Source organism: Cupriavidus sp. 22TCCZM01-5, from assembly GCF_057798915.1.
This window is the reverse complement of sequence record NZ_JBYOJR010000001.1, coordinates 14889-37990: the sequence shown is the minus strand read 5'-3', so window position 1 is coordinate 37990 and position 23102 is coordinate 14889. Positions and strand designations below refer to the sequence as shown.

Here is a 23102-nt window from a genome sequence, read left to right as displayed (position 1 = left end):
CGGCAGCGCTGCCGCCGCGTCATCACTCGCGGTCGCCGTTGCCGCGGTGCACGTCGTGGGTGGCGAACGGGTGTTCGCGGCTCGGCATTGCCAGCCAGTGCGGATGGCGCAGCGTTTCGCGGATATCGTCGAGTCCGCTGGACCAGTGCTCGTGCATGGCGAGCGAGCCGAACTGGTAGTCCTTGGCGCTGTTCTCGAACGACTTGTCGCGATAGATCAGCTGGATCACATTGCGGCGCGCGTCGCACGCATGCTCGGCCGCGCGCCGGTACCAGGCGTCGTCACGCTTCGAAGGCGGCACCAGCGCCATCACTTCACTGAGCATGCGCCGGAAGTTCTGCTGCTCGCGCATATAGTCGGTGATCGTGCGCGTGCGGCTAGAGTACTGGATATCCTTCTGGCGCTCGGCCACGTCGCTGAGATCGTGCGGCAGCTTGCCGCGTGCGCTCCAGAGATCTACCTGGAAGATCAGCGCGTCGCGGCGCGGCTGGGCCGTCAGCACCTCGGCCAGCGGCGTGTTGGAGACCAGGCCGCCGTCCCAGTAGTACTCGCCGTCGATCTCCACCGCCGGGAAGCCCGGCGGCAGCGCGCCGGACGCCATGAAGTGCTCGGGGCGCAGGGTGTCGCGCGTATTGTCGAAATAGGCGAAGTTGCCGGTGCGGACATTGACGGCGCCCACCGACACCCGCATCTCCTTGGGCCGGTTGATCAGGTCGAAATCGGCAAAGCGCTCGAGCGTGGCCTTGAGCGGCGTAGTGTCGTAGTAGCTCGCGCGCGTCGGGTCGGAGTAGCGCGTGACCAGCTCCAGCCAGTTGCGCGGCAGGAAGAATCCGCGCTGGCCTTCAAACATTGCGCGCGCGGCGTGCAGGCCGTCAAACCAGACGCGCAGCGGCTCGGGCCAGGACTCCGCGTTTTCGAACATTGCCGAATGCGAAAGGCTTGGCAGCCAGGGCTGTGCGCAGATGTACTCCCAGAACGCGCGCAGTTGCTCCACGCGCCGCTCCGGCGGATTGCCGGCAATGATCGCCGCATTCAATGCACCGATGGAGATGCCTGCGACCCAGTTCGGGTAAATGCCGCCTTCCGCAAGCCCCTGGTAGACGCCCGCCTGATAGGCACCGAGCGCCCCGCCGCCCTGCAGCACCAGCGCGCGCACGGCGTAGGCCTCATGGGGCGGACGGCCCGGTTCGGGGCCTTTGGGCAGGTCTTCCTCAGGCCCGCACTGTTGTACCGGCGTCGCCTTGCGCGTCCGCGCGGGTGTTGCTCGCCGCTTCACGGCTTCCTGGGTTTCCTGCCGTTCCTTGCCCGCCACGCCATGCTCCTTGCCGAGTGAAGAGTCCTGCCGCGGCGCCCGGCGCCGCGATTTCCGTCAGACGCCGTAGCGCTGCCGGTAGGCAGCCACCGCCTCGCGCGAGGCCGACAGCGACGGATTGTTCGATGCGTCGAGGTAGGCCAGCAAGTCCTTCAGGCTGGCAATGGCGATCACGGGCACGCCGTATTCGCGCTGCACGTCCTGCACCGCCGAGTGCGTGCCGATCTGCTCGGCGGTCCCGCTCTTTTCCATGCGGTCCAGCGCAATCAGCACGGCGGCGGGTTCGGCACCCGCGGCACGGATCAGCTGCATCGATTCGCGTACCGAGGTGCCCGCGGAGATCACGTCATCGATGATGACGACCTTGCCCTGGAGCTTCGCGCCGACCAGGGTGCCGCCCTCGCCATGGTCCTTGGCTTCCTTGCGGTTGTAGGCGAAGCCGACATCGCGGCCCAGGCCGGCCAGCGCCACCGCGGTGGCCGAGGCCAGCGTGATGCCCTTGTAGGCCGGCCCGAACAGCACGTCGAATTGCACGCCCGAGGCCAGCAGGGTTTTCGCATAGAATTGCGCCACCTGGCCCAGCATGGCGCCCTGGTTGAACAAGCCGGCATTGAAGAAGTACGGCGACTTGCGGCCCGCCTTGGTGACGAACTCGCCAAAGGACAGCACGCCGGCGTCCAGCGCGAAGCGGATGAAGGTCTGGCTGAGGTCCGGCTGGCCCGCTTGCTGCGTAGTCGAAGGCGTGGTCTGCTGCGTCATCTTTTCTCTCTGAATTCAAAAATTTCCCGCATGTTACGGATTATCAGCGCCAACCTCAACGGCATCCGCTCCGCGTCCAAGAAGGGCTTTTTCGAGTGGATGGGCAAGCAGGACGCGGACATGGTCTGTGTACAGGAACTCAAGGCACAGGCCGCCGACATGACTGAAGCGTTCCTGGCGCCACATGGTTACCACGGATATTTCCACTACGCCGAGAAGAAGGGCTACAGCGGTGTCGGCCTCTACACACGACACAAGCCCGAGCGCGTGGTCACCGGCTTCGGCAACCCTGAGTTCGACGGCGAGGGCCGCTACGTCGAAGTGCAGTACCCGCACCTTGCCGTAATCTCTGTCTATGTGCCATCCGGCTCGAGTTCTGAGGAGCGCCAGCAAGCGAAGTTCCGCTTCATGGAGGCTTTTCTGCCGCACTTGCTGCAGCTGAAGGCCAGCGGGCGCGAAATTGTGCTGTGCGGCGACGTGAACATCGCGCACAAGGAAATCGACATCAAGAACTGGAAGGGCAACCTGAAGAACTCGGGCTTCCTGCCGGAAGAACGCGCGTGGATCGGTGCGCTATTCGATACGCACGGCTATGTCGACGTATTCCGCCAGCTCGACCCGCGCCCCGAGCAATACACCTGGTGGAGCAACCGCGGGCAGGCCTATGCCAAGAACGTCGGGTGGCGTATCGATTACCACCTGGCGACCCCGAAAATTGCCACCACAGCGCATGTGTGCTCGATCTATAAAGATGAGAAGTTCAGCGATCACGCGCCGCTGTCTATTGATTACAACTATCCGCTCTGACAGCGGGCTTCAGGCCGCCCGGACTTCCGCCAGGAGTTCGGGGTGGCGGTCACCTGTTAGGTTAAATTTCACAAGTCGCGAAACACGCCAGATCGCAATAATCCAATCGGTACAAACCCCTGCGACTGGCCCCCAAGCCCGCTACAATGCAGGTTCGCCCCTGCGCCCGGCAGGAGACGTTTCGCATTCCCGCATTTCAAAGAGCGAGTTCGCCATGGTTTTCAAAGTGTTCGTCGATGGTCAGGAAGGCACTACCGGTCTCCGGTTGCTTGACTATCTTTCCGGTCGTTCCGACGTGGACCTGCTGCGCATTGCTGATGACAAGCGCAAGGATCCGGCCGAGCGAGCACGCTTCCTGAACGCCGCCGACGTCGCCTTCCTGTGCCTGCCGGACGTGGCCTCGCGCGAGGCCGTGTCGCTGGTGACCAACCCGAATACCTGTGTGATCGACGCCAGCACGGCGTTCCGCACCACCGACAGCTGGGCCTACGGCCTGCCGGAACTGGTGCGCGGCCAGCGCGAGAAGATCCGCGCGAGCAAGCGCATCGCGGTGCCGGGCTGCCACGCCAGCGCCTTCGTGCTGGCGGTGCGCCCGCTGGTGGATGCCGGCGTGCTGCCGCGCGACTATCCGGTCTCGGCGTTCTCGCTGACCGGCTACAGCGGCGGCGGCAAGAAGATGATTGCCGACTTCGAGGCCGGCGGTAACCCGAAGCTGAACAGCCCGCGCCCGTACGCGCTCGGCCTGCAGCACAAGCACCTGCCCGAGATGCGCGTGCAGGGCGGCCTGGCGACCGAACCGATCTTCAACCCGATCGTCGGCAACTTCTTCAAGGGCCTCGCCGTGACGGTGCCGGTCTATGCCGACCGCCTGGCGCGCAAGGTCAGCCCCGAGCAGATCGTCGACATCTATCGCCAACACTATGAAGGCGAGCAGTTCGTGCGTGTGCTGCCGTACAACGGCGCCGACAACCTCGACGACGGTTTCCTCGACGTGCAGGCCAACAACGACACCAACCGTGTCGACCTGTTCGTGTTCGGCACGCCCGAGCGCCTGAACCTGGTCGCGCGCCTGGACAACCTGGGCAAGGGCGCGGCCGGCGCGGCGGTGCAATGCATGAACGTGCATGTGGGCGCCGACGAGGCGACCGGTCTGCAGGCCTGACCGCTCTTCCCGCTCCATCAAAAAAGCCGGCATTGCCGGCTTTTTTGCTGTCTGCGAAAGGGGTCAGCGTTTCAGCGGACGCTGGCGGTCGTCGTCGCCGGAATCGACCGGCGCATCGCCAAGGTTGGCCATGTTGGCACGATATGGCGGCAGGCGGTCCACGGTGGTGTTGATGGCCCGCGCGTAGAGCGGCAGTACCTCTGGCATGTGCTTCTCCAGGTCGGCAATGCGGCTGCGCCCGGATGGGTGCGTCGACAGGAATTCGGAGCCGGACTGCGTGACCTTGGCCATCTTCTGCCACAGCGTCACGGCAGCGCGCGGGTCATAGCCCGCCCGCGCCGCGATATCCATGCCGATCAGGTCGGCCTCGCTCTCGTCCGCGCGCGAGAAGCGCAGCGTCAGCAGTTGCGCGCCGGTGCCGAGCGCCATATTGCCGAGATTGCCGAAGCCGAACAGCTGCGAGACGACATTGGCGCCAAGGTTGGTGATTTCCGACTTGGCGGCGCGCTCGCGCGCGTGTTCCTGCAGCGCGTGCGCGATCTCGTGGCCCATGGCCATGGCGATCTCGTCGTCGGTCAGCTTGAGCTGGTCGAGCAGGCCGGTATAGAACGCGATCTTGCCGCCCGGCATGCAGAAGGCATTGACCTGTTTCGAGCCGATCAGGTTGATCTCCCACTGCCACTGGCGCGCGCGCTCGTTCCAGCGCGCGGTTTCCGGCAGCAATCGCTTGCCGATCGCGCGCAGGCGCTGCAGCTGCGGATTGCTCTCGCCGGCCAGCGCATGCTTGGCGATCGCCTCCTGCTTGATCTGCTCGTACTCCTGCGCGGCCTGCTGCTCGATCACCTCGACCGGCACGATCTTGCGCACCTCGGAGCCGCCGCGCCGCAAGCGAATGCCGTCCTCCTGTCCGTCCTGCTGGGCCAGCGCCAGCGGCGCAACCGTCATCGCCGTCATCGCCGCACCAACGGACAGCGCGCAGGCCATGCGGGACAGGACAGGGCGCAGAACACCTGGCGGGCGGCGGGACATGTTTGGTTCCTGGGGGGCAGTAGGGAAAGCCGGGAGCAGTCGGGCAAGGAGCGGGCAAACGGGTGATGCAATAATACACGGCGCCCACGCAGCCGCGCGGCGCCATCCGCCCATGCCATCCATGACTTTCCAGGACTACCTCGACATCTTCCGCAACCGCCGCATCGGCGCCATGCTGGCGCTGGGCTTCGCCTCCGGGCTGCCGCTGGCGCTCACGTCCGGCACGCTGCAGGCGTGGATGACGGTGGAAGGGCTCGACATCAAGACCATCGGCTTCTTCTCGCTGGTCGGCCAGGCCTATATCTTCAAGTTCCTGTGGGCACCGCTGATGGATCGCTACACGCCGCCGCTCCTGGGCCGGCGCAAGGGCTGGCTGCTGGTCACGCAGATCGGCCTGGTGCTCGGCATCGCCGCCATGGCGTTCTGCCCGCCGCGTGAAGCGCTCTGGACGCTGGCGGCCCTGGCCACGCTGGTGGCCTTCCTGTCCGCGTCGCAGGACATCGTGTTCGACGCCTACAGCACCGACGTGCTGCGCCCGGCCGAGCGCGGCGCCGGCGCCGCCGTCAAGGTGCTGGGCTACCGGCTGGCGATGCTGGTCTCCGGCGGGCTCGCGCTGTGGCTCGCGGACCGCGTGATGGGCTGGCCGCAGATGTACCTGCTGATGGCCGCGCTGATGGGCGTCGGCATCGTCACGCTGCTGTGGGCGCCCGAGCCCGACGTGCCGGCGCGCGCGCCGCGCTCGCTCGAAGAAGCCATCGTGGGCCCGCTGCGCGATTTCTTTTCACGCCCCGGCGCGTGGTCGCTGTTGCTGCTGATCGTGTTGTACAAGCTGGGGGATGCGTTTGCCGGCAGCCTGTCCACGACCTTCCTGATCCGCGGCGTCGGTTTTTCCGCCGGCGAAGTCGGCATCGTCAACAAGACGCTGGGGCTGGCCGCGACCATCGTCGGCGCGCTGTTCGGCGGTACGCTGATGGTGCGCCTGGGACTGTACCGCTCGCTGATGCTGTTCGGCGTGCTGCAGGCGGTGTCCAACCTGGGCTACTGGATCCTGGCCGTGACGCCGCCGCACCTGTGGTCGATGGGCGCGACCATCGCGATCGAGAACCTGTGCGGCGGCATGGGCACGGCGGCATTCGTGGCGCTGCTGATGACGCTGTGCAACCGCTCGTTCTCGGCCACGCAGTACGCGCTGCTGTCGGCGCTGGCTTCGGTGGGCCGCGTCTACGTCGGGCCGACCTCCGGCTACATGGTCGAAGCTTGGGGCTGGGCGCCCTTCTACCTCGGCACAGTGCTGGTGGCGCTGCCCGGCGTGCTGCTGCTCTGGGCCATGCGCCGCACCGTCCATCGCTACGAGGCCCAGGCGCGCGAAGCGATCGCCTGACCCCGGCCCTGACTTATTCCTTGTAGTACACGATCTGGTGCGACGTGGCGAGCAACTCGCCACCTGCGCTCCAGACCTGCGCGCTCTGGTCGAAGAAGCCCTGGCGGAATACCTGGGCCCGCGCGCTGCACAGCACGTGGCTGTCGCCGAGCGCGGCCAGCGTGGCCGCATCGGCATGGAAATAGGTGGTCAGCGACACCGTGCCCGCCGGCACGAAACCGGCGCGCTTGAGAAAGATGCGCGGATAGAAGCTGTCGCACCATGCGGCCACGGCGGCGAAGTCCGGCGTGCGGGCCGGCTCGTCGCGCAGCCAGAATTGCGTCAGGCTGTCAGGGTGTTCCGTGCCCGGCTCGGTGGTCGGCTTGGCGCCGCGGAACGGGCGCACGTCATAGGACTTGAGCCAGCGCACGGGCGCAAACCCGGCCATGGCCGGCACTTCATCGGCCGCAGGCGCTTCCGGCCGCACCGCCTCCGCGCACCACCACGTCTCGCGCCGCAGCGAGAACACCGCGGTGGCCGTGGTGGCCACCGCGTCGCCCTGGCGCAGTTCGATCTGCCAGTGCTGGGTCGAGCGGTTGGTACGCGTGGGGCGCGCCTCGATCTCGAACGGCCCTTCGGCGATCGGCCCCGCGAAGTTGACTGTCAGCGCGAGCGGATCGCCCAGGCGCTGCGGATGCTGCAGGGCCGCCTGCAGCAAGGTCGCCGCCGTGATGCCGCCGAACGGCCCGATCATGTTCCAGTAGGCCGGCGTGGTGCGGCCCAGGAAGCGATGCTCGCCGGCCGGCTCGAGTACGAGCGCGTCGTCAAAGGGGTGCAGCAGCGTGGCGGCGGCAGCGGCGGTAACAGTCTGGGGCGCGGAAGTCATGGCAAATAGCACGGTCGTTCGATAGCTGCCTACATTAGCCGTAGTCAGGGTCCGCGTCAATGCCAATCCGCCGTCAGCCCCGGGCCCGGATCCGCAGCGGCACCGTCCAGCCAAGCTGGTTCGCGATCACGCCGAGCAGCACCAGGCCCATGCCGGCGAGCTGCAGCGGGCCCAGCACGACATGGAAGACCGTCACGTCGATAACGATGGCCACCAGCGGGTAGACGAACGACAGCGTCGCGATCGACACCACGTTCAGCCGCTGGAAGGCCCCATAGAGCAGCGTGTACATGAACCCGGTATGTACCAGGCCAAGCGCCAGCAGCGCCCCCCATGCGCGCCCGTCGAAGCTGGCCAAGGCCGGGTGCGCCAGCGGCGCCAGCATAAGCACGCCGATCACCATCTGCAATCCGGCGATCTGGCCGGGCGGGATACCCTGCAGCCGCCGCGTCGCCATGGTAGTGATGGCGTACAGCAGCGCCGCGAGCATGGCCAGCCCGATCCCGGCCAGCATGGACAGGCCCTGCGCGCCGTGCTCCAGGCCCGTGATCAGCATCACGCCGGCGAATGCCAGCAGCAGCCACGGCAGCCGGCCGAACGGAAACGGCTCGCGCTGGACTACGGCCGTCAGGATAAGCAGGAAGAACGGCTGGGTGTGATAGACCACGGTGGCGATCGAGATCCCGCTGTAGGCATAGGCCGAGAACAGGCACAGCCAGTTGAGGATCAGCGTCACGCCGCCGAGCGCCAGCCAGCCCAGGCGCGTCTTGTCGAGCCGCACCCAGCCGCGCTGCAGCGTCAGCACGCCGAGCAGCGACGCGCCGCCGAACAGGCAGCGGAAGAACACCACGTCGATGGTTGGCTGGCCGCTGGTGACCACGAACCAGCCGATGGTGCCCGACAGCGCCATCGCGGCAACCATGCGCCAGGTGCCGCCGGCGCCCGCTTGTTCAGATGTCATGAAATGCTCCGGTGAATCGTGCCGGCATTGTTCCACCATGCCAGGCAGTCAACAATCCATCCGGAACTCAATTAGTATTTGACTTCAAGTCACAAGAAGCGGAGCCCGTTATGCAGGCTGCATCACTGAACGCGATGACGGTGTTTGCACGCGTGGTGGAATGCGGCAGCTTTTCCGCCGCCGCACGGGACCTGGGCATGACTGCGTCGGCCGTCAGCCGCCATGTCTCGCGGCTTGAAGCCACGCTCGGCGCAAGCCTGCTGCAGCGCACCACGCGGGCCTTTGCCCTGACCGAACTCGGCCATGCCGTCTATGCAGCCTGCGCGCGCATGACGGCAGCCGCGCGCGAGGTCTCCGCGCTTGGCACCGACCATGCCGGCGAGCCGCATGGCGTGCTGCGCATCAGCGCCCCGGTCGTGTTCGGGCAGACCTGGCTGGCACCGCGCCTGCCGGCGCTGCTGGCGCGCTACCCGGCGCTGGAGCTGCAGGTGACGCTGGCCGACCGCATGGTGGACCTGGTGGAAGAAGGCCTGGACGTGGCGATCCGCATTGCGCGCGAACTGCCGCCGGGCCTGGTGGCGCGGCCATTGCGCGAGGTGCGCTACCGGCTGGTGGCGTCACCGGCGTGGGTGCGCGAGCACGGGGCGCCGGGGCGGCCCGAAGACCTGCCGCACGCGCGCTGCCTGTACCTGGGCTATGGCGCGTTCGGCGAGCGCTGGTCGCTGCGGCACAGGGCCTCGGGCGATGACGTCACCGTGCGCATCCCGCCGCGCTTCACGCTCAATAACAGCGTGGCGATCGTTGCCATGGTGGAACGCGACGCGGGCATCGGGCTGGTGCCCGATTTTTCCGCCGCGGACGGGCTGGCGGCCGGGCGGCTCGCCACGGTGCTAGACGATTGGGACATCCTGGAGCCCTATGTCGGCACCGCCTATGCGGTGTACACCCCCACGCGGCACGTGCCGCCCAAGGTGCGAGCCTTCGTCGACCACCTGGTCGACACGGCGTCAGCTCCCTGACGCCAGTCCGCTCAGGCCGAGCAGACCCGGTACACCGCCAGGCTGCCGCGCCAGTTCACGCCCCAGTTCACGGTGATGCCTTCGTGCATGACTACGCGGTCGAGCACGCGCAGGCCCACCTTGGGCGCCAGCGCCTCGAAGTCGCTGATGGTCAGCACGCGCACGTTCGGCGTGTTGTACCACTGGTACGGCAGCGATTCCGACACCGGCATGCGCCCGCGGAACACCGACAGTCGGTGCGGCCAGTAGCCAAAGTTCGGGAACGAGACAATGCACTCCCGCCCGACGCGCAGCGTGTCGCGCAGCACCTGCGCGGTATTGTGGATGGTCTGCAGCGTCTGCGACAGGATCACCGTGTCGAAGCTCTTGTCCTCGAACAGCGCCAGGCCGCCTTCCAGGTTCTGCTGGATGACATGGACGCCCTTCTGCGCGCAGGACAGCACGCCTTCGTCGCGGATCTCGATGCCGTAGGCCTGCACTTCGAGTTCGTCCTGCAGCACGCGCAGCAGGCTGCCGTCGCCGCAGCCGAGGTCGAGCACGGTGGACTTGGGTTCGACCCAGCGGGCAATCGCGCGGAAATCGGGCCGCAGCGCCAGGATGTTCGGATTGGCCAGGGCGTTCATGCGCCGATCTCCTCTGCGATGCGGTCGTAGTAGGCACGCATCAGGTTGTGGTAGCGCGGATCGTCCAGCAGGAAGGCGTCGTGGCCATGCGGCGCGTCGATCTCGGCGTACGAGACCGGGCGCTTGTTGTCGAGCAGCGCCTTGACCAGCTCGCGGCTGCGGTTCGGCGCGAAGCGCCAGTCGGTGCTGAAGCTCGCCACGAGGAAGCTCGCCTGCGTCTGCGCCATTGCGCGCGTCAGGTCGCCGCCGTAGGCCAGCGCCGGGTCGAAATAATCGAGCGCGCGCGTGATCAGCAGATAGGTGTTGGCGTCGAAGTACTCGGCGAACTTGTCGCCCTGGTAGCGCAGGTAGCTTTCCACCTGGAACTCGACGTCGAACGAGAAGCGGATGTCTTCGGACTTCAGCTCGCGGCCGAATTTCTCGGCCATGTCCTCATCCGACAGGTAGGTGATATGACCGATCATGCGCGCCACGCGCAGGCCGCGCTTGGGCTTCACGCCATGCGCGTAGTAGTTGCCGCCGTGGAAATCGGGGTCCGACAGGATCGAGCTGCGCGCCACCTCGTTGAAGGCGATGTTCTGCGCCGACAGCTTGGGCGTGGACGCGATCACGATGCAGTGGCGCAGGCGCTGCGGGTACATCAGGCTCCAGGCCACCGCCTGCATGCCGCCGAGGCTGCCGCCCATGACCGCGGCGAACTGCGTGATGCCGAACGCGTCGGCCACGCGCGCCTGCGCGTTGACCCAGTCCTCCACCGTCACCACCGGGAACATCGCGCCATAGGGCACGCCCGTGGCGGGGTTGGTGCTCATCGGCCCCGTGGAGCCGAAGCACGAGCCCAGGTTGTTCACGCCGATGACGAAGAAGCGGTTGGTGTCGAGCGGCTTGCCCGGGCCCACCATGTTGTCCCACCAGCCCACGTCACGCGGATCGTCCGCATAGACGCCGGCCACGTGGTGCGACGCGTTGAGCGCGTGGCAGACCAGCACGGCATTGGAGCGGTCGGCGTTGAGCGTGCCGTAGGTCTCGACCATCAGGTCATAGCCGGCGATCGACGAGCCGTTGCGCAGCTTCAGCGGCTCCTGGAAATGCATGCGCTGCGGCGTGACGACGCCGACGGAATCATTCGGCAGCGTGAGCGCGGCAGGCGGCAAGGCGACATCAGTCATGGAATCGGCCCACATAAAGCAGGCATAAAAAAACCCGACCGGCAGTGCGTATGAAGCGTCGCAGCCAAGTCGGGCGTTCGCGGTATTCCGCGTGCCGGCGTGAATCCCGATACTGCCTGGGGGCGCCGACCCAACCTCTTTAGCCGCATTTATATTCGCAGACGGAGAATCCAGGATTTTCCAGGACCATCCGGCTGCAGCGCGCCCGCAAGCCAGTCATCAAATCGGCGCGACCGGCAGATTATAGAGCAAACCACGGAGCAAACGGCGCGGCGTGACGCGAACTACCCAAGCAGCACGCGCAGCTGCGCTTCCGCGCGCTCGCCGGGCGACTTTCGGAAGCCGCTCTTGGCATAGCGGTGCCACTGGCCCTGCACGTAGGCCATGACCAGCGCGCCGCGCAGCGCGATGTCGGCATCGGCCGGGAACGCACCCTGCGTCACGGCGATCTTCAGGCACTGGCGCAGCGACGCCTCGATCCGGTCGACCATCTGGTTGATGCGCTCCTGCAGGCGCTCGTGCTCGCCCACCAGCGCCTCGCCCGTCAGCACGCGCGTCATGCCGGGGTTCTTCTCGGCGAACGACAGCAGCATGCGCACGATCGCCTGCACCTGGCGCAGGCCGTGTTCTTCGTTGGTCGTGATCTGGTTGATCAGGCCGAACACGGTCTGCTCGATGAAGGCGATCAGCCCTTCATACATCTGCGCCTTGCTGGCGAAATGGCGGTACAGCGCCGCCTCCGACACGCTCAGGCGCGCGGCCAGCGCGGCGGTGGTGATCTTTTCCCCGCGCGGATGCTCGAGCATGGCGGCCAGCGTCTGCAGGATCTGGACACGACGCTCGCCCGGACGCGGGCGCTTGCGCGCCGGCGGCGCGGTCTCGGCGGCCTGCGCGGCGTCCTGCCCGTCCGGCAGGACCGCCTCCGGCGGTGTTCCGTTGCTTTCCATCATGACCCGGTTCTCCGCAATCTGCGTTGTAGTTGGTGCATCGATTGTACTTTTATGTCCACAAAGGCCGGCCGGTTCGGCACGCGTGCCCGCACGCGCGGGACATGGTCCGGCTGTGACTGCGGGGCCAGCGCCGTGCCGCCGGCAGCGGGGGGTACCTGGGATTCGGCCGCGACCAGCGTCACCGAGTGCTCCTGCGCGGCATGGCTGGCGTGCTGGCGGTCTTCCGCCTCCAGCGTCGAGCGCACCGCGGCGTCGCGGCGGTTGCCGGCCGTCTCGGGCGCGGGCGCCGCGTGCGGGCGCGAAGGCGCGATCGTGCGCAGGTAGCCCGTCACCCACGCGGTGCGGATGCCCATGCCGGCGTAGCGCTTGAGGTGTGACAACGTGTCTTCCACCAGCACGGCGCGGTGCGGCGCAATGCCGGCCTGCGCCAGCAGTCGGCGCAGCATGCGCCGGTCGGGCTTGGGGCGCAGGTGCCCGTGCACCCACATCTGCTCGATGGCCACCACGCGCTCGAAGCAATGGCCGATGCCGGCAATGTCCAGCACCGCGCGCGCATAGTCCTGCGGCGCGTTGGTGACGAGGATCTTGCGCCCCGGCAGCCGGCGCAGGTGCGCGGCCAGCCCGGGCCGCACGCGCACCATGTCGGCCAGTTCCGGGAACTCGTGCGCGGCGCGCAGGAAATCCGCCGGGTCCACGCCGTGGTGGCGGATCATGCCGAGCAGCGTCGCCCCGTAGCGCTGCCAGTAGTCGACGCGCACGCGGCTGGCGGTGGCCTCGTCGCAGCCGAGCACGCGCGCCACGTAGGCGGTCATCAGCCGGTTGATCGCCGGGAAGATCGCATGCGAGGCATCGTGCAGCGTGTTGTCCAGGTCGAACAGCCACACCGTGCCGCCGGACTGGTCGCCAGCCGGTTGCCGGCGCAGGCGCGCCCTGACGCGGCGCGGATTGGGAAGACTGGATGACACGCCGGACTGGTGGAATTGCAATGGGGGGGAAGACATCGGGCGGCGCCGGGCAGGCGCCACCCCGTGGATGCCGCTCAGTGCGAGCGGATCATCGTGCCGAACGCCTGCTCGGTCAGGATTTCCAGCAGCAGCGAATGCTCGATGCGGCCGTCGATGATGTGCACCGAATGCACGCCGCTCTTGGCGGCATCGAGCGCCGACGAAATCTTCGGCAGCATGCCGCCCGAGATGGTGCCGTCGGCAAACAGTTCCTCGATCTCGCGCGCGGACAGGTCGGTCAGCAGGTTGCCCTTCTTGTCCATCACGCCCGGGATGTTGGTCATCATCACCAGCTTCTCGGCCTTGAGGATCTCGGCCATCTTGCCGGCGACCACGTCGGCGTTGATGTTGTAGGCCTGGCCGTCGTCGGAGAAGCCGATCGGCGAGATCACCGGGATGAAGGCGTCGTCCTGCAGCGCCTTGACCACGGCCGGGTTGATCGCCTCGATGTCGCCCACGTAGCCGATGTCGATGAAGGCGCCCGGGTTTTCGCGGTCCGGCATCTGCAGGCGCTTGGCGCGGATCAGGCCGCCGTCCTTGCCGGTCAGGCCCACGGCCTGGCCGCCGTACTGGTTGATCAGCATCACGATGTCCTGCTGGACTTCGCCGCCGAGCACCCACTCGACCACTTCCATGGTCTCTTCGTCGGTGACGCGCATGCCCTGCACGAAGGTGCCGACCTTGCCGACCTTCTTCAGCGCTTCATCGATCTGCGGACCGCCGCCGTGCACCACCACCGGGTTCATGCCGACCAGCTTCAGCAGGATCACGTCGCGCGCGAAGCCGTGCTTGAGCTTTTCCTCGGTCATGGCATTGCCGCCGTACTTGACCACGATGGTCTTGCCGTGGAACTTGCGGATATAGGGCAGCGCCTCGGCGAGGATCTCGGCTTTGAGGGCGGGGGCAATGGCGGCCACCGCAGTCGCGGCAGGTCCGGGGTTGTCGGCGTTCATGGCTTGGGACATCCGTGAGATTCAACAGGTATGATGGCAAATCTGCCGCAAACCTGTGGGAAACTCGCGGGGATCGCCCGAAAGTGCGCCATAGGACCACGGCAGGCGCCGATTTTACAAGAATCCGCGCGGCGCGCGGACAGCCGGCCCCGGAGGCCCCGCACGAGCCGGCCCGATGCGCCGCGTGGGGCACGACACGGCGCGCCGGCGTCATCTTTGCGCAACAGCTCTCCAATCCCACGCGCCACGCCGCCCCGATGCCTCACGACACCGCCGACCTGGAGTCCCTGCGCCCCCACCTGCTGCGCTTTGCCCGGCTGCAGCTGCGCGACGAGGCGCTGGCCGAGGATGCGGTGTCCGACACCCTGCTGGCCGTGCTGGAACATCCGGAGCGCTTTGCCGGCCAGTCGGCGCTGAAGACCTACGTGATCGGCATCCTCAAGCACAAGCTCATCGACCTGCTGCGCAGCGGCCGGCGCGAGGTGCGCCTGGCCCTGGCCACGGACGAGGACGGCGAGGCCCGCTCCGAGCAGGATGCCTTCGACGCGCTCTTCAACCGCAACGGCCACTACCAGGACATGCCGTCCGACTGGGGCGACCCCGACCGGACGTTGGAGCGGCGCGAGTTCTTCGAGGTGCTGCAGGCCTGCGTCGATCGCCTGCCAGCGAAGACAGCGCGCGTTTTCATGATGCGCGAGTGGCTGGAGCTCGAGACCGAAGAAATCTGTCAGGATCTGCAGCTCAGCGCGACCAATGTATGGGTCATCCTGTACCGCGCCCGGATGCGCCTGCGCGAATGCCTGGAACTGAACTGGTTCGGGCTGCCACCCAAGGCCGGCAAGGCGCGCTGACCCGCCCGCAAGGAACCCATGTCCGACTCGCCACGCCCTCACCGCCTGCTGCCCGATTGCGAGGAGGTCCACCACCTCACCATGAAGGCCATGGACCGTCCGTTAGGCTGGGTGGAACGCCTGCGCATGCGCGGCCATCTGCTGATCTGCGCGGCCTGCACGCGCTTCGACGCGCAGATGCGGCTGATGCGCACGGCCATGCGTCGCATGGGCCAGGACGGCGATGAGCCGCCAGAGAACCCGTCATGACCGACCCATCCACCGTCCTCACCGGCCAGCTTCGTCCTGTCGAACACTGCAGCGAGTGCGGCGCGGGCTTCGTGTGCGGCTTCGTGGCCGGACTGCCCCAGTGCTGGTGCGCCAGCCAGCCGCTGCTGCCCGCGCGCAGGATCGTGCCGGATCGGCATTGCCTGTGCCCGGCCTGCCTGAAAAAGCGGCAGGCGGAAACTCAGGCGCCGGACTGAAGCGGCGGCGCCGCATGCGGCCGCGCGTCGTGCGCCGAACTCCACTGCATCACCACCATGCCGGCGACGATCAGCGCCGCGCCGGCCAGGCGCGCCGGCGTCAGCGCGCGCACCGCAAAGCCAGCCAGCCCGAAGTGATCGGCCAGCAGCGCCGCCGCCACCTGACCCGCGACCACCGCGGCAATAAAGCCCCCCGCTCCCAGACGCGGTGCCATGAGCAGCGCCGTCGTGATATAGAACACGCCGAGCACGCCGCCGGTCCACATCCACGGCGGCTGGCGAACCGCCTGCGGCAGCGCGGGCAGCGGCACCTTGAGGAACCACAGCAGCGGCAGGATCGCCGCAAGGCTGACCAGCAGGGACACTACGGTGGCCCAGAGCGGATGCCCGAGCCCACGGCCGAGCGTGGCGTTAGCGCCCGCCTGGAACGGGATCGCGGCACCAGCCAGCATGGCGGTGGCAAGAGGGAGAAGCGGGTTTGCGGGTAAGGTCGTGCCAGGCATGGCGCACTCCGTAAGGCAAGATTCGATACCTGACAGTGTGAGATATCGCAGAATGAATTTCCAATTCTGCTTTCATACGTTTATTATTCGCAGAATGAATAGCCTACGCGGAATCGACCTGAACCTGCTGGTGGTGCTGGAAGCACTGCTGGCCGAACGCCATATCTCGCGCGCCGCGCTGCGCCTGCACCTGAGCCAGCCCGCGGTCAGCCACGCGCTCGGGCGCCTGCGCCAGTTGCTCGACGATCCCATCCTGGTACGCGGCAAAGGCGGCCTGGTGCCGAGCGCGCGCGCCCATGAAATCGCCGGGCCACTGGCCGAAGCGCTCGCGCAGGTTCGCATCCTGCTCGGGCCGGGCGGATTCCAGCCGGCCACGGCGCGCCGCAGCTTCCGCCTGGCCATGTCGGACTATGGCGCGCTGGTGGTGCTGCCGCGGCTGCTGCGCGCGGTGCGCAAGGCGGCGCCGAATATCGACCTGGTGGTGACCCAGGCCAGCCGCGAAGCCATGACCGCGCAGGTGGCCGATGGCGAGATCGACATGGCGCTGGGGGTCTTCACGCATCAGCCGGAAGACGTGCACGCGGCCGCGCTGTTCGAGGAAAGCTATGCGTGCGCGGTCGATGCGGCCACAGTGCGCGACGCAGGCCGGCTGGACCAGGTGGCCTACCTGGCGCGTTCGCATGTGCTGGTAGCCACGCACAGCGAGCGCGTCGATGCCATCGACGCGGCCGTGGCCAAAATTGGCGGACGGCGCAAGATCGCCTGCGTAGTGCCGCACTGGAGCGTGGCGCCGGCGCTGATCGCGGGTACCAACCTGGTCCTGACCACGGCGCGCCGCAGCCTGGCGGCGCTGGAGGCAGACCCGCGCTACGCGGTGTTCGATCCGCCGTTCGCGCTCGAGAACTTCACCTTCAGCATGATCTGGCACGACCGCACGGACGCCGATCCGGGCCATACCTGGCTGCGCGAACGCGTGCAGGCTGCCGCGGCCAGTCAGGAATCGGACGAACCAATCAGCTTGCGCGGCTGACGCCGCACCGGCGCCTTGCCTGCCGCGCTGACCGTTTGCGGCGGACCCGGCTTGCGGCCGGCGCCCTTGTCACGCAGCGGTGGCGGCGCGCCCGTGCCGCCGCGGAACACCATCTTCTGGCGGGTACCAAGCTGCTTGTTGGCCATTGCTACCTCGCCGTCCAGACGTGCTTAGTTTTTGTGATCGCCGTGGCCGCCCTGGCTGGCCGTGCTGGCGGCCATGTCGCGCACTTCGGCGTTGACCTTCTGCTCGATCACCTTGCCGCCTTGCTCGATCTTCAGCGTGATGGGCACGGTGTCGCCCTTCTTGAGCTGGCCTTTCAGGTCCGTCAGCATCACGTGGTAGCCGCCGGGCTTGAGTTCCACGTCCTGCATCTTCGGCAGGTCCAGCGACTGGACCTGGCGCATGCGCATGACGTTGCCTTCCATCTTCATCTCGTGCAGCTCGGCCGCGCCGACCGGCGACGACACGCCGATCAGCTTTGCATTCTCATGCGCATGCAGCACCATGAAGGCGCCCGATGCGGTCTGGGTCGGGACCGTGCCGCGCACCCAGGCATTGCTGACGTCGACCTGCGCGAGCGCGGTGCCCGAGGCCAGCATAGCGAACGAAGCGGCCAGCGTGGCCGCGCGGAATTTGGCTTGCATGTGAGGCTCTCCCGAAAGCAGACATTAGACCATGCCGCCGACGGCTGGTGCCGGCGACGCGGATAACCCGATAGTCTGGCAGCGCCGGGACCGGGCAACCAATGCGGCAAGGTGTCGCACTTGGCGGTGCCCGGGGGCCGCATTGATACACTCGCGGCATGCATGCCGTCTCCGCCGCGACCCACCCGCCAGTCCTGACCAGCTCGCCGCCGCTTCCGGCGACCCCGGCCGCGCGCCCCAGCCTGGTAAGCCTGCGCCGGCTGTTCTGGCTGCGCTGGGCGCTGCTGGCCGGGCAGGCACTGGGCCTGATGTCGTGCGAGCCGATTATCGGCGTCGCCCTGCCGACCAGCCCCCTGCTGGTGGTCTTCGCGCTGCAGGCACTGTTCAACGTGCTGACCGGCCTGCGCCTGCGGCTGCACACCCGCCACGGCTCGGCGCCCCGCGAAGCCGAGCTGATGGGACAGTTCCTCGTAGACCTGACCGCGCTGTCGGCGATCCTGTTCTATACCGGCGGCGCCACCAACCCCTTTGTCTCGTTCTACCTGCCGGGGCTGGCCATCGCCGCGGCCATCCTGCCGTGGCGGCAGGTGGTGGCGCTCGCGTGCTACGCGCTGGCCTGCTACACGGTGCTACTGTTCGAATACCTGCCGCTGGACCTGCACGACCCGGACAAGGCGGTGAACTACCACCTCGCCGGCATGTGGCTGAACTTCGTGGCCAGCGCGGTGATGATCGCGCTGTTCGTGGCACGGCTTTCCGGCGTGCTGCGACAGCGCGAGGCGCAACTGCACCTGGCACGCGAGCAATTGCTGCGCGAAGCGCGCGTGGAAGACCTCAACGCCCAGGCGGCAGCCGTTGCGCACGAGATCGGCACGCCGCTGGCGACGCTGGCGGTCATCGCCGGTGAACTGCGCGGCGATGCCTCGGACCGCGCGCGCGGCGCCACGCCAGTGGCCGACTACCTGCCGGACCTGCTGACGGTCGAGCAGCAACTGGAGCTGTGCCGCACGATCCTGGCGCGCCTGCGCGAGGATCCGGCCACGCTGGAGCCGCAGTGTATCGATGCCTGGCTGGGCAGCTTCGCCGAGCGCTGGCAGCTGCGCCATCCCAATGCCACGCTGCAGGCCAGTGCCTCGCCGCAGGCTGGCGAACTCGCCATCGAGCCCGCCCGCGTGGGACAGATCCTGACCATCCTGCTCGACAACGCCGCGCGCAGCCAGCAGTCGGCCGGCCATGCACAGATGCCGCTGCGACTGGATATTGACCTCGAGCAGGGCAGCCTCGCGTTCCGCGTCAGCGACCACGGCGACGGCATTCCGCCCGCGCTGCGCGCGCAATTGGGCGAGGCGCCCGTGGCCAGCCCGCATGGCGGCCAGGGCATTGGCCTGTACCTGGCGCAGAGCGGTGCGCGTCAGATGGGCGGCGGGCTCGCGTGGCAGGACCGCCCCGGCGGCGGCACCATCGCCGAGCTGCGCGTGCCGGCCTCTCCTTCTCTTGCAGTCAATCCGTCATGACCGTTACCCACCACCCGGTTCCCGAAGCGACCGCGCCGGCAGGCTCGCCCTTTCTGGTGATCGACGATGACGCCGTCTTTTCCGGCACGCTGGCCCGCGCGCTGACACGCCGCGGCTACGCCGTGCAGGTCGCGCACAACGGCAGCACGGCGCTGGCGCTGGCCGCGCGCACGGCGTTCGCGTATGTCACGCTGGACCTGCACCTGGGCCCGCCGCCTGAAGCAGGCAGCACGGCCGCGGCCGAATCCGGGCTGCAGCTGGTGGGGCCGCTGCGCCAGGCGCTGCCGGATGCGCGCATCCTGGTCCTGACCGGCTACGCGAGCATTGCCACCGCGGTCGCCGCGGTCAAGCAAGGGGCGGATGAATACCTGGCCAAACCCGCGAATGTGGACTCGATCCTCACGGCTCTGATGGCAGGCATCTCGGAGGATGCGGCGGAAGCCGCGCTGGAAGAGCCGGTGCCGCTGTCGGTGGCCAGGCTCGAATGGGAGCATATCCAGCGCGTCCTGAACGAACACGGCGGCAATATCTCCGCGACCGCGCGCGCGCTCAACATGCATCGGCGCACATTGCAGCGCAAGCTGGGCAAGCGCCCGGTGTCGCGCTGAGCCCGCGGCGATCCCTTACAGGCGAAGCTGCACGTAGTCCCACTCGAGCGCATCGCCGGCGCCGTCGGGACCGTCGCCCTGCGCAACGACGCGCAAGGCGTCGCTCGCGTGGCGGTCCGCCAGCGTGAAAAGCTCCCCGGATTGCAGTGCAAGCGTAGCTGCGGCGACGGCCGCGGCGCCCAGGGTGCCGTGCTTCGGCGCGCCTGCGGCTGCGTCCGCCGGACGCACGCACAGAAAGGCAGTCGCTGCTGCGAGTGCGGTCAGCAGCCCGGTGGTTACCACCACCACGCGGCTGAATTGAGTCTTCACCATGTTTCCTCCTGCCAGTAGGTTGTTCGCATGCGGCGGCTACCGCATTTGCCATTCGGCTCAAGGTGCGCAAGGGTCGCATCGCCGGGCCGGTGTGCGCCAGCGTGCTTACCAATGCTTACCAACCTTACCGGCAAGTGGCACGCCGATACGCCCTGACATGAGGCGCTGACATAGGGACCGGCCTGGCCGGCTGCGGCACTACGCCGCATCGGGCGCCGGCGCGCGGCGCCGCGCGCAACGCTAGACTGGCGGGCTGACAAGGAGGACTCCATGCATTTCCCGCTTTCCCGGTGGCGGCACGCGCGCCTGTGGCTGGTGCCGGCCACGCTGATGGCGCTGTCCGCCACGGCATCGGCCCATATCGTCTTTGAACAGAAGCAGGCCGCGGCAGGCAGCTACTTCAAGGGCGCGCTGATGGTCGGCCATGGCTGCAACGGCAGCGCCACGCGCGCCATCACCGTCACCGTTCCCGAAGGCGTGCAGGGAGCGCACCCGCAGCCCAAGGCCGGCTGGCAACTGGAGGTCAGGCGCGCGCCGCTGGCCAAACCCGTCCAATCCCACGGCAAGCTGATGACTGAGGACGTGCGCACGCTGCGCTGGTTCGGCGGCACGCTGGCCGACGCGCATTTCGACGAGTTCGTGATGCTGATGAAACTGCCCGAACAGGGCGGCAAACTGTACTTCCCGGTGGTGCAGGAGTGCGAGAACGGCACGACCGAATGGACCCAGGTGCCGGCAGATGGCCAGACCACGCGCGACCTGAAATCACCGGCGGCGGAGCTGGAGGTGGCGGCGCCTGCGGGACACGAGCACGGGCACTCGCACTAGGGTCGGCTCATCGCTGTGAACGGGTCCTCCGGCTTGGGCCCGAGGCGAAAAGAAGAAGGGGCAGCCGCGGCATCCGGCTGCCCCTTCTTCATCCCGATACGGATCTAGAACGACCGTATCCGCTGGTAGCGCTGGTGCTAGTGGATCTGCATGCCGCGCATGGCATGAAGCCGCTCGTGGTGCAGGCGCAGCGCGTCATACTGGCGCTGGACCGCGGCCGTAGTCTCCGGCGGAAGCGGCTTCATCAGAACGGACTGGTACTGGCGCCTGGCTGTTTCTTCCTCACGCTCGCACAGCCCCAGCAGCGCATCGTCATCGTTCGGCGAGAGCATATGGCGCAAGGCCATCCAGCTACGCGCGAACATGCCGTTCATGCTGCCCCGGTCCGATGGTTCGCCGCCCATGGCGCTGACCATCGATTGCAGCTCCTTGGCCGAGGCGCGGCAGGTTTCCGCGGTACTGGCCAGGATGTCGCGAAGCTCCGCATTGCGTACGTCGCGGGCACCGGCCATGCAGGCCAGTTCGCTGTCCCTGTCGACCTCGATCAGCTGGTTCAGGGCGATCACGGTTTGTTTCTGGTTGACGTCCATGGAATTCTCCCAACACGCCCGGAGAACGGCCTTTCCGTCATTTTCCAGGCTTCGCAAGAAAAGGAGCCACGCGGTGTGGCCGACCCTGGGTGCATCGTTCGTGAACCCCGACGCTACCGATGGACCGTGTACCGCTGGACCCGATTGCCTGCGCCGTCACTGCGTCGGAGATCGGGCGCCTTTTCATGATAGGAAATGCATGGCGGGGGGATGAGGGCAAGGGTTTGGGGAATGGGTAATGTGGGTGCTTGGCAGGCGCTGCTGTTTCGCCGGCGTAGCCGGCGAGTCACTTTTTGTCCGAGCGACAAAAAGTAACCAAAAAGCGCGCTCAACCCCACCCTTCCCCATTCCCGCAATCCGGCGAAGGATCAAAAAAGGGCGCACTCCGGTACACCCCTCTCCGATCACGACCCGCCTACCCGCTTAGAGCACGTATCGAGACAGATCCTCGTTGACAGCAAGGTCGCCCAGCCGATCATTCACGTAAGCTTCATCGATCGTCACAGTCTCGCCCGACGACTTGCTCGCATGGAACGACAGGTCTTCCAGCAGCCGCTCCATCACCGTGTACAGACGGCGCGCGCCGATGTTTTCGACCTTCTCGTTGACCGAGAACGCGATCTCGGCCAGCCGGCGGATGCCGTCCGGCGCGAACTGCAGCTCGACCTCTTCGGTCTTCAGCAGCGCCTGGTACTGCTTGGTCAGGCTCGCGTCGGTCTGCGTCAGGATGGCCTCGAAGTCCTGCACGGACAGCGACTCCAGCTCGACGCGGATCGGGAAGCGGCCCTGCAGTTCCGGGATCAGGTCGCTCGGCTTGGACAGGTGGAACGCGCCCGACGCGATGAACAGGATGTGGTCGGTCTTGATCATCCCGTACTTCGTGCTGACCGTGGTGCCTTCCACCAGCGGCAGCAGGTCGCGCTGCACGCCCTGGCGCGACACCTCGCCGCCACCCAGTTCGCTGCGGTTGGCGATCTTGTCGATCTCGTCCAGGAACACGATGCCGTTCTGCTCGACGTTGGCGATGGCCTTGTGCTTGAGCTCTTCGTCATTGACGAGCTTGGCGGCCTCTTCATCGATCAGCAGCTTGAAGGCTTCCTTCACCTTCATCTTGCGGCGATGCTTCTTGCCCTGCCCCATGCCGGCGAACATCGAGCGGATCTGCTCGGTCATTTCCTCCATGCCCGGCGGGCCCATGATGTCCATGCTCGGCAGCCCGGCGGCAACTTCGAGCTCGATGTCCTTGTCGTCAAGCTGGCCTTCGCGCAGCTTCTTGCGGAACACCTGGCGCGTGTTGGAATCCTTCTCTTCGGGCTGCGAGAAGCCGATGTCGCGCGGCGGCGGCAGCAGCACGTCGAGCAGGCGGTCCTCGGCCGCGTCCTCGGCCTTGGTGCGCACCTTCTTCATCTCGGACTCGCGCGTCTGCTTGATGGCCATCTCGGCCAGGTCGCGCACGATGGTGTCGACGTCGCGGCCGACGTAACCGACTTCCGTGAACTTGGTCGCCTCGATCTTGATGAAGGGCGCGTCGGCCAGCTTGGCCAGGCGGCGCGCGATCTCGGTCTTGCCGACGCCGGTCGGGCCGATCATCAGGATGTTCTTGGGCGTGATTTCCTGGCGCAGCGGCTCCGCGACCTGCTGGCGGCGCCAGCGGTTGCGCAGCGCCACGGCCACGGCCTTCTTGGCCTTGTTCTGGCCGATGATGTGCTTGTCGAGTTCGGAAACGATTTCCGACGGGGTCATGGTATGCGACATGGTATC

Annotated in this window: 27 protein-coding genes; 11 read left to right on the top strand and 16 right to left on the bottom strand. The window is 67.2% G+C overall.

All coding sequences use genetic code 11. The features are described 5' to 3' along the window. Positions 1–22: 22 nt before the first annotated feature. Positions 23–1204, bottom strand: a complete 1182-nt coding sequence (locus AC3FNH_RS00215) for a patatin-like phospholipase family protein (RefSeq protein WP_488718904.1) — start codon at positions 1202–1204, stop codon at positions 23–25. A 165-nt stretch (positions 1205–1369) separates the two neighbouring features. Continuing rightward, positions 1370–2071, bottom strand: coding sequence for an orotate phosphoribosyltransferase (pyrE, locus tag AC3FNH_RS00210; RefSeq protein WP_276099207.1), 702 nt, complete (start codon positions 2069–2071; stop codon positions 1370–1372). 30 nt (positions 2072–2101) lie between these two features. On the opposite strand from pyrE, the gene AC3FNH_RS00205 reads away from it, so the two are divergent. After that, on the top strand, positions 2102–2878 hold the full coding sequence (locus tag AC3FNH_RS00205) for an exodeoxyribonuclease III (RefSeq protein WP_276099206.1): 777 nt from the start codon (positions 2102–2104) through the stop codon (positions 2876–2878). 214 nt (positions 2879–3092) lie between these two features. Then, positions 3093–4040 carry an N-acetyl-gamma-glutamyl-phosphate reductase gene (argC, locus tag AC3FNH_RS00200; RefSeq protein ID WP_276099204.1) on the top strand — a complete coding sequence of 316 codons (948 nt, stop codon included), beginning with the start codon at positions 3093–3095 and terminating at the stop codon, positions 4038–4040. 63 nt (positions 4041–4103) lie between these two features. Here the strand turns inward: argC and AC3FNH_RS00195 are convergent, their stop codons facing one another. Next, entirely contained in the window at positions 4104–5069 is a 966-nt protein-coding gene (locus AC3FNH_RS00195; RefSeq protein WP_488718683.1) for a M48 family metallopeptidase, read from the bottom strand. A gap of 121 nt (positions 5070–5190) precedes the next feature. On the opposite strand from AC3FNH_RS00195, the gene AC3FNH_RS00190 reads away from it, so the two are divergent. Then, on the top strand, positions 5191–6450 hold the full coding sequence (locus AC3FNH_RS00190; RefSeq protein ID WP_488718903.1) for a muropeptide transporter: 1260 nt from the start codon (positions 5191–5193) through the stop codon (positions 6448–6450). A 13-nt stretch (positions 6451–6463) separates the two neighbouring features. On the opposite strand, the gene AC3FNH_RS00185 is transcribed toward AC3FNH_RS00190, so the two are convergent. Further along, positions 6464–7315 (bottom strand): acyl-CoA thioesterase, encoded by an 852-nt coding sequence (locus tag AC3FNH_RS00185; protein ID WP_488718682.1) that lies wholly within the window; start codon positions 7313–7315, stop codon positions 6464–6466. A 73-nt stretch (positions 7316–7388) separates the two neighbouring features. Beyond that, positions 7389–8276, bottom strand: a complete 888-nt coding sequence (locus tag AC3FNH_RS00180) for a DMT family transporter (RefSeq protein ID WP_488718681.1) — start codon at positions 8274–8276, stop codon at positions 7389–7391. Between the two features lie 110 nt (positions 8277–8386). Between AC3FNH_RS00180 and AC3FNH_RS00175 the strand changes: the two genes are divergently transcribed. Beyond that, a complete protein-coding gene (locus AC3FNH_RS00175) occupies positions 8387–9295 on the top strand; it encodes a LysR family transcriptional regulator (protein WP_276099200.1) in 909 nt (302 codons plus the stop codon). A gap of 11 nt (positions 9296–9306) precedes the next feature. Here the strand turns inward: AC3FNH_RS00175 and metW are convergent, their stop codons facing one another. The 5 genes from metW to argB all read right to left on the bottom strand — a co-directional run bounded on the left by metW (position 9307) and on the right by argB (position 13994). Continuing rightward, positions 9307–9918 carry a methionine biosynthesis protein MetW gene (metW, locus tag AC3FNH_RS00170; protein WP_276099199.1) on the bottom strand — a complete coding sequence of 204 codons (612 nt, stop codon included), beginning with the start codon at positions 9916–9918 and terminating at the stop codon, positions 9307–9309. Next, a complete protein-coding gene (gene metX / locus AC3FNH_RS00165) occupies positions 9915–11087 on the bottom strand; it encodes a homoserine O-succinyltransferase MetX (RefSeq protein WP_488718680.1) in 1173 nt (390 codons plus the stop codon). Before metX ends, metW begins: the two co-directional genes overlap by 4 nt. Positions 11088–11371: 284 nt before the next feature. Beyond that, the gene (gene slmA, locus AC3FNH_RS00160; protein WP_488718679.1) at positions 11372–12037 is read right to left on the bottom strand and encodes a nucleoid occlusion factor SlmA; all 666 of its coding nucleotides are present in this window, start codon (positions 12035–12037) and stop codon (positions 11372–11374) included. After that, a complete protein-coding gene (locus tag AC3FNH_RS00155; protein ID WP_488718678.1) occupies positions 12034–13038 on the bottom strand; it encodes a pyrimidine 5'-nucleotidase in 1005 nt (334 codons plus the stop codon). The genes slmA and AC3FNH_RS00155 overlap by 4 nt, the downstream gene beginning before the upstream one ends. 38 nt (positions 13039–13076) lie before the next feature. Further along, entirely contained in the window at positions 13077–13994 is a 918-nt protein-coding gene (gene argB / locus AC3FNH_RS00150) for an acetylglutamate kinase (RefSeq protein WP_039008462.1), read from the bottom strand. Positions 13995–14251: 257 nt separating this feature from the next. On the opposite strand from argB, the gene AC3FNH_RS00145 reads away from it, so the two are divergent. Genes AC3FNH_RS00145 through AC3FNH_RS00135 form a run of 3 tightly spaced genes read left to right on the top strand, consistent with a single transcriptional unit; the run spans position 14252 to position 15309 of the window. After that, positions 14252–14845 carry a sigma-70 family RNA polymerase sigma factor gene (locus AC3FNH_RS00145; protein ID WP_488718677.1) on the top strand — a complete coding sequence of 198 codons (594 nt, stop codon included), beginning with the start codon at positions 14252–14254 and terminating at the stop codon, positions 14843–14845. An 18-nt stretch (positions 14846–14863) separates the two neighbouring features. Next, a complete protein-coding gene (locus AC3FNH_RS00140) occupies positions 14864–15094 on the top strand; it encodes a zf-HC2 domain-containing protein (RefSeq protein WP_488718676.1) in 231 nt (76 codons plus the stop codon). Beyond that, positions 15091–15309, top strand: a complete 219-nt coding sequence (locus AC3FNH_RS00135; protein WP_488718675.1) for a cysteine-rich CWC family protein — start codon at positions 15091–15093, stop codon at positions 15307–15309. Before AC3FNH_RS00140 ends, AC3FNH_RS00135 begins: the two co-directional genes overlap by 4 nt. Here the strand turns inward: AC3FNH_RS00135 and AC3FNH_RS00130 are convergent. Beyond that, positions 15294–15812, bottom strand: a complete 519-nt coding sequence (locus AC3FNH_RS00130) for a DMT family transporter (RefSeq protein ID WP_488718674.1) — start codon at positions 15810–15812, stop codon at positions 15294–15296. The two genes, AC3FNH_RS00135 and AC3FNH_RS00130, sit on opposite strands and share 16 nt — an antisense overlap. A gap of 94 nt (positions 15813–15906) precedes the next feature. On the opposite strand from AC3FNH_RS00130, the gene AC3FNH_RS00125 reads away from it, so the two are divergent. Continuing rightward, the gene (locus AC3FNH_RS00125; protein ID WP_276099191.1) at positions 15907–16842 is read left to right on the top strand and encodes a LysR family transcriptional regulator; all 936 of its coding nucleotides are present in this window, start codon (positions 15907–15909) and stop codon (positions 16840–16842) included. Here AC3FNH_RS00125 and AC3FNH_RS00120 read toward each other — a convergent pair. Together AC3FNH_RS00120 and AC3FNH_RS00115 are read right to left on the bottom strand one after the other, a co-directional pair. Then, positions 16806–16988, bottom strand: a complete 183-nt coding sequence (locus tag AC3FNH_RS00120) for a hypothetical protein (RefSeq protein WP_276099190.1) — start codon at positions 16986–16988, stop codon at positions 16806–16808. The two genes, AC3FNH_RS00125 and AC3FNH_RS00120, sit on opposite strands and share 37 nt — an antisense overlap. Before the next feature lie 24 nt (positions 16989–17012). Continuing rightward, positions 17013–17489: a copper chaperone PCu(A)C gene (locus tag AC3FNH_RS00115; RefSeq protein ID WP_488718673.1), complete on the bottom strand. Its 477-nt coding sequence runs from the start codon at positions 17487–17489 to the stop codon at positions 17013–17015. A 158-nt stretch (positions 17490–17647) separates the two neighbouring features. On the opposite strand from AC3FNH_RS00115, the gene AC3FNH_RS00110 reads away from it, so the two are divergent. Then, positions 17648–19003: an ATP-binding protein gene (locus tag AC3FNH_RS00110; RefSeq protein WP_276099188.1), complete on the top strand. Its 1356-nt coding sequence runs from the start codon at positions 17648–17650 to the stop codon at positions 19001–19003. Beyond that, positions 19000–19611, top strand: a complete 612-nt coding sequence (locus tag AC3FNH_RS00105; RefSeq protein ID WP_276099187.1) for a response regulator transcription factor — start codon at positions 19000–19002, stop codon at positions 19609–19611. The genes AC3FNH_RS00110 and AC3FNH_RS00105 overlap by 4 nt, the downstream gene beginning before the upstream one ends. 15 nt (positions 19612–19626) lie before the next feature. On the opposite strand, the gene AC3FNH_RS00100 is transcribed toward AC3FNH_RS00105, so the two are convergent. Next, positions 19627–19923: a hypothetical protein gene (locus tag AC3FNH_RS00100; RefSeq protein ID WP_276099186.1), complete on the bottom strand. Its 297-nt coding sequence runs from the start codon at positions 19921–19923 to the stop codon at positions 19627–19629. Between the two features lie 330 nt (positions 19924–20253). Between AC3FNH_RS00100 and AC3FNH_RS00095 the strand changes: the two genes are divergently transcribed. Further along, positions 20254–20751, top strand: coding sequence for a YcnI family copper-binding membrane protein (locus AC3FNH_RS00095; RefSeq protein WP_488718902.1), 498 nt, complete (start codon positions 20254–20256; stop codon positions 20749–20751). Between the two features lie 137 nt (positions 20752–20888). On the opposite strand, the gene AC3FNH_RS00090 is transcribed toward AC3FNH_RS00095, so the two are convergent. Together AC3FNH_RS00090 and hslU are read right to left on the bottom strand one after the other, a co-directional pair. Next, positions 20889–21341, bottom strand: coding sequence for a PA2169 family four-helix-bundle protein (locus AC3FNH_RS00090; protein WP_276099184.1), 453 nt, complete (start codon positions 21339–21341; stop codon positions 20889–20891). 423 nt (positions 21342–21764) lie between these two features. Next, positions 21765–23096 carry an ATP-dependent protease ATPase subunit HslU gene (gene hslU / locus AC3FNH_RS00085; RefSeq protein ID WP_276099183.1) on the bottom strand — a complete coding sequence of 444 codons (1332 nt, stop codon included), beginning with the start codon at positions 23094–23096 and terminating at the stop codon, positions 21765–21767. Positions 23097–23102: the final 6 nt, after the last annotated feature.

Excerpts from the sequence above, each read along its gene's own strand:
- AC3FNH_RS00185 (WP_488718682.1), bottom strand. The coding sequence starts at position 7,315 with ATGACTTCCGCGCCCCAGACTGTTACCGCCGCTGCCGCCGCCACGCTG.
- AC3FNH_RS00120 (WP_276099190.1), bottom strand. The coding sequence starts at position 16,988 with ATGGCCAACAAGCAGCTTGGTACCCGCCAGAAGATGGTGTTCCGCGGC.
- metX (WP_488718680.1), bottom strand. The coding sequence starts at position 11,087 with ATGACTGATGTCGCCTTGCCGCCTGCCGCGCTCACGCTGCCGAATGAT.
- AC3FNH_RS00105 (WP_276099187.1), top strand. The coding sequence starts at position 19,000 with ATGACCGTTACCCACCACCCGGTTCCCGAAGCGACCGCGCCGGCAGGC.
- argC (WP_276099204.1), top strand. The coding sequence starts at position 3,093 with ATGGTTTTCAAAGTGTTCGTCGATGGTCAGGAAGGCACTACCGGTCTC.
- AC3FNH_RS00155 (WP_488718678.1), bottom strand. The coding sequence starts at position 13,038 with ATGTCTTCCCCCCCATTGCAATTCCACCAGTCCGGCGTGTCATCCAGT.
- AC3FNH_RS00140 (WP_488718676.1), top strand. The coding sequence starts at position 14,864 with ATGTCCGACTCGCCACGCCCTCACCGCCTGCTGCCCGATTGCGAGGAG.
- argB (WP_039008462.1), bottom strand. The coding sequence starts at position 13,994 with ATGAACGCCGACAACCCCGGACCTGCCGCGACTGCGGTGGCCGCCATT.
- AC3FNH_RS00130 (WP_488718674.1), bottom strand. The coding sequence starts at position 15,812 with ATGCCTGGCACGACCTTACCCGCAAACCCGCTTCTCCCTCTTGCCACC.
- AC3FNH_RS00145 (WP_488718677.1), top strand. The coding sequence starts at position 14,252 with ATGCCTCACGACACCGCCGACCTGGAGTCCCTGCGCCCCCACCTGCTG.
- AC3FNH_RS00110 (WP_276099188.1), top strand. The coding sequence starts at position 17,648 with ATGCATGCCGTCTCCGCCGCGACCCACCCGCCAGTCCTGACCAGCTCG.
- AC3FNH_RS00190 (WP_488718903.1), top strand. The coding sequence starts at position 5,191 with ATGACTTTCCAGGACTACCTCGACATCTTCCGCAACCGCCGCATCGGC.
- AC3FNH_RS00205 (WP_276099206.1), top strand. The coding sequence starts at position 2,102 with ATGTTACGGATTATCAGCGCCAACCTCAACGGCATCCGCTCCGCGTCC.
- AC3FNH_RS00095 (WP_488718902.1), top strand. The coding sequence starts at position 20,254 with ATGGCGCTGTCCGCCACGGCATCGGCCCATATCGTCTTTGAACAGAAG.
- AC3FNH_RS00125 (WP_276099191.1), top strand. The coding sequence starts at position 15,907 with ATGAATAGCCTACGCGGAATCGACCTGAACCTGCTGGTGGTGCTGGAA.
- AC3FNH_RS00100 (WP_276099186.1), bottom strand. The coding sequence starts at position 19,923 with ATGGTGAAGACTCAATTCAGCCGCGTGGTGGTGGTAACCACCGGGCTG.
- AC3FNH_RS00180 (WP_488718681.1), bottom strand. The coding sequence starts at position 8,276 with ATGACATCTGAACAAGCGGGCGCCGGCGGCACCTGGCGCATGGTTGCC.
- hslU (WP_276099183.1), bottom strand. The coding sequence starts at position 23,096 with ATGTCGCATACCATGACCCCGTCGGAAATCGTTTCCGAACTCGACAAG.
- AC3FNH_RS00135 (WP_488718675.1), top strand. The coding sequence starts at position 15,091 with ATGACCGACCCATCCACCGTCCTCACCGGCCAGCTTCGTCCTGTCGAA.
- metW (WP_276099199.1), bottom strand. The coding sequence starts at position 9,918 with ATGAACGCCCTGGCCAATCCGAACATCCTGGCGCTGCGGCCCGATTTC.
- AC3FNH_RS00195 (WP_488718683.1), bottom strand. The coding sequence starts at position 5,069 with ATGTCCCGCCGCCCGCCAGGTGTTCTGCGCCCTGTCCTGTCCCGCATG.
- slmA (WP_488718679.1), bottom strand. The coding sequence starts at position 12,037 with ATGATGGAAAGCAACGGAACACCGCCGGAGGCGGTCCTGCCGGACGGG.
- AC3FNH_RS00115 (WP_488718673.1), bottom strand. The coding sequence starts at position 17,489 with ATGCAAGCCAAATTCCGCGCGGCCACGCTGGCCGCTTCGTTCGCTATG.
- AC3FNH_RS00090 (WP_276099184.1), bottom strand. The coding sequence starts at position 21,341 with ATGGACGTCAACCAGAAACAAACCGTGATCGCCCTGAACCAGCTGATC.
- AC3FNH_RS00175 (WP_276099200.1), top strand. The coding sequence starts at position 8,387 with ATGCAGGCTGCATCACTGAACGCGATGACGGTGTTTGCACGCGTGGTG.
- pyrE (WP_276099207.1), bottom strand. The coding sequence starts at position 2,071 with ATGACGCAGCAGACCACGCCTTCGACTACGCAGCAAGCGGGCCAGCCG.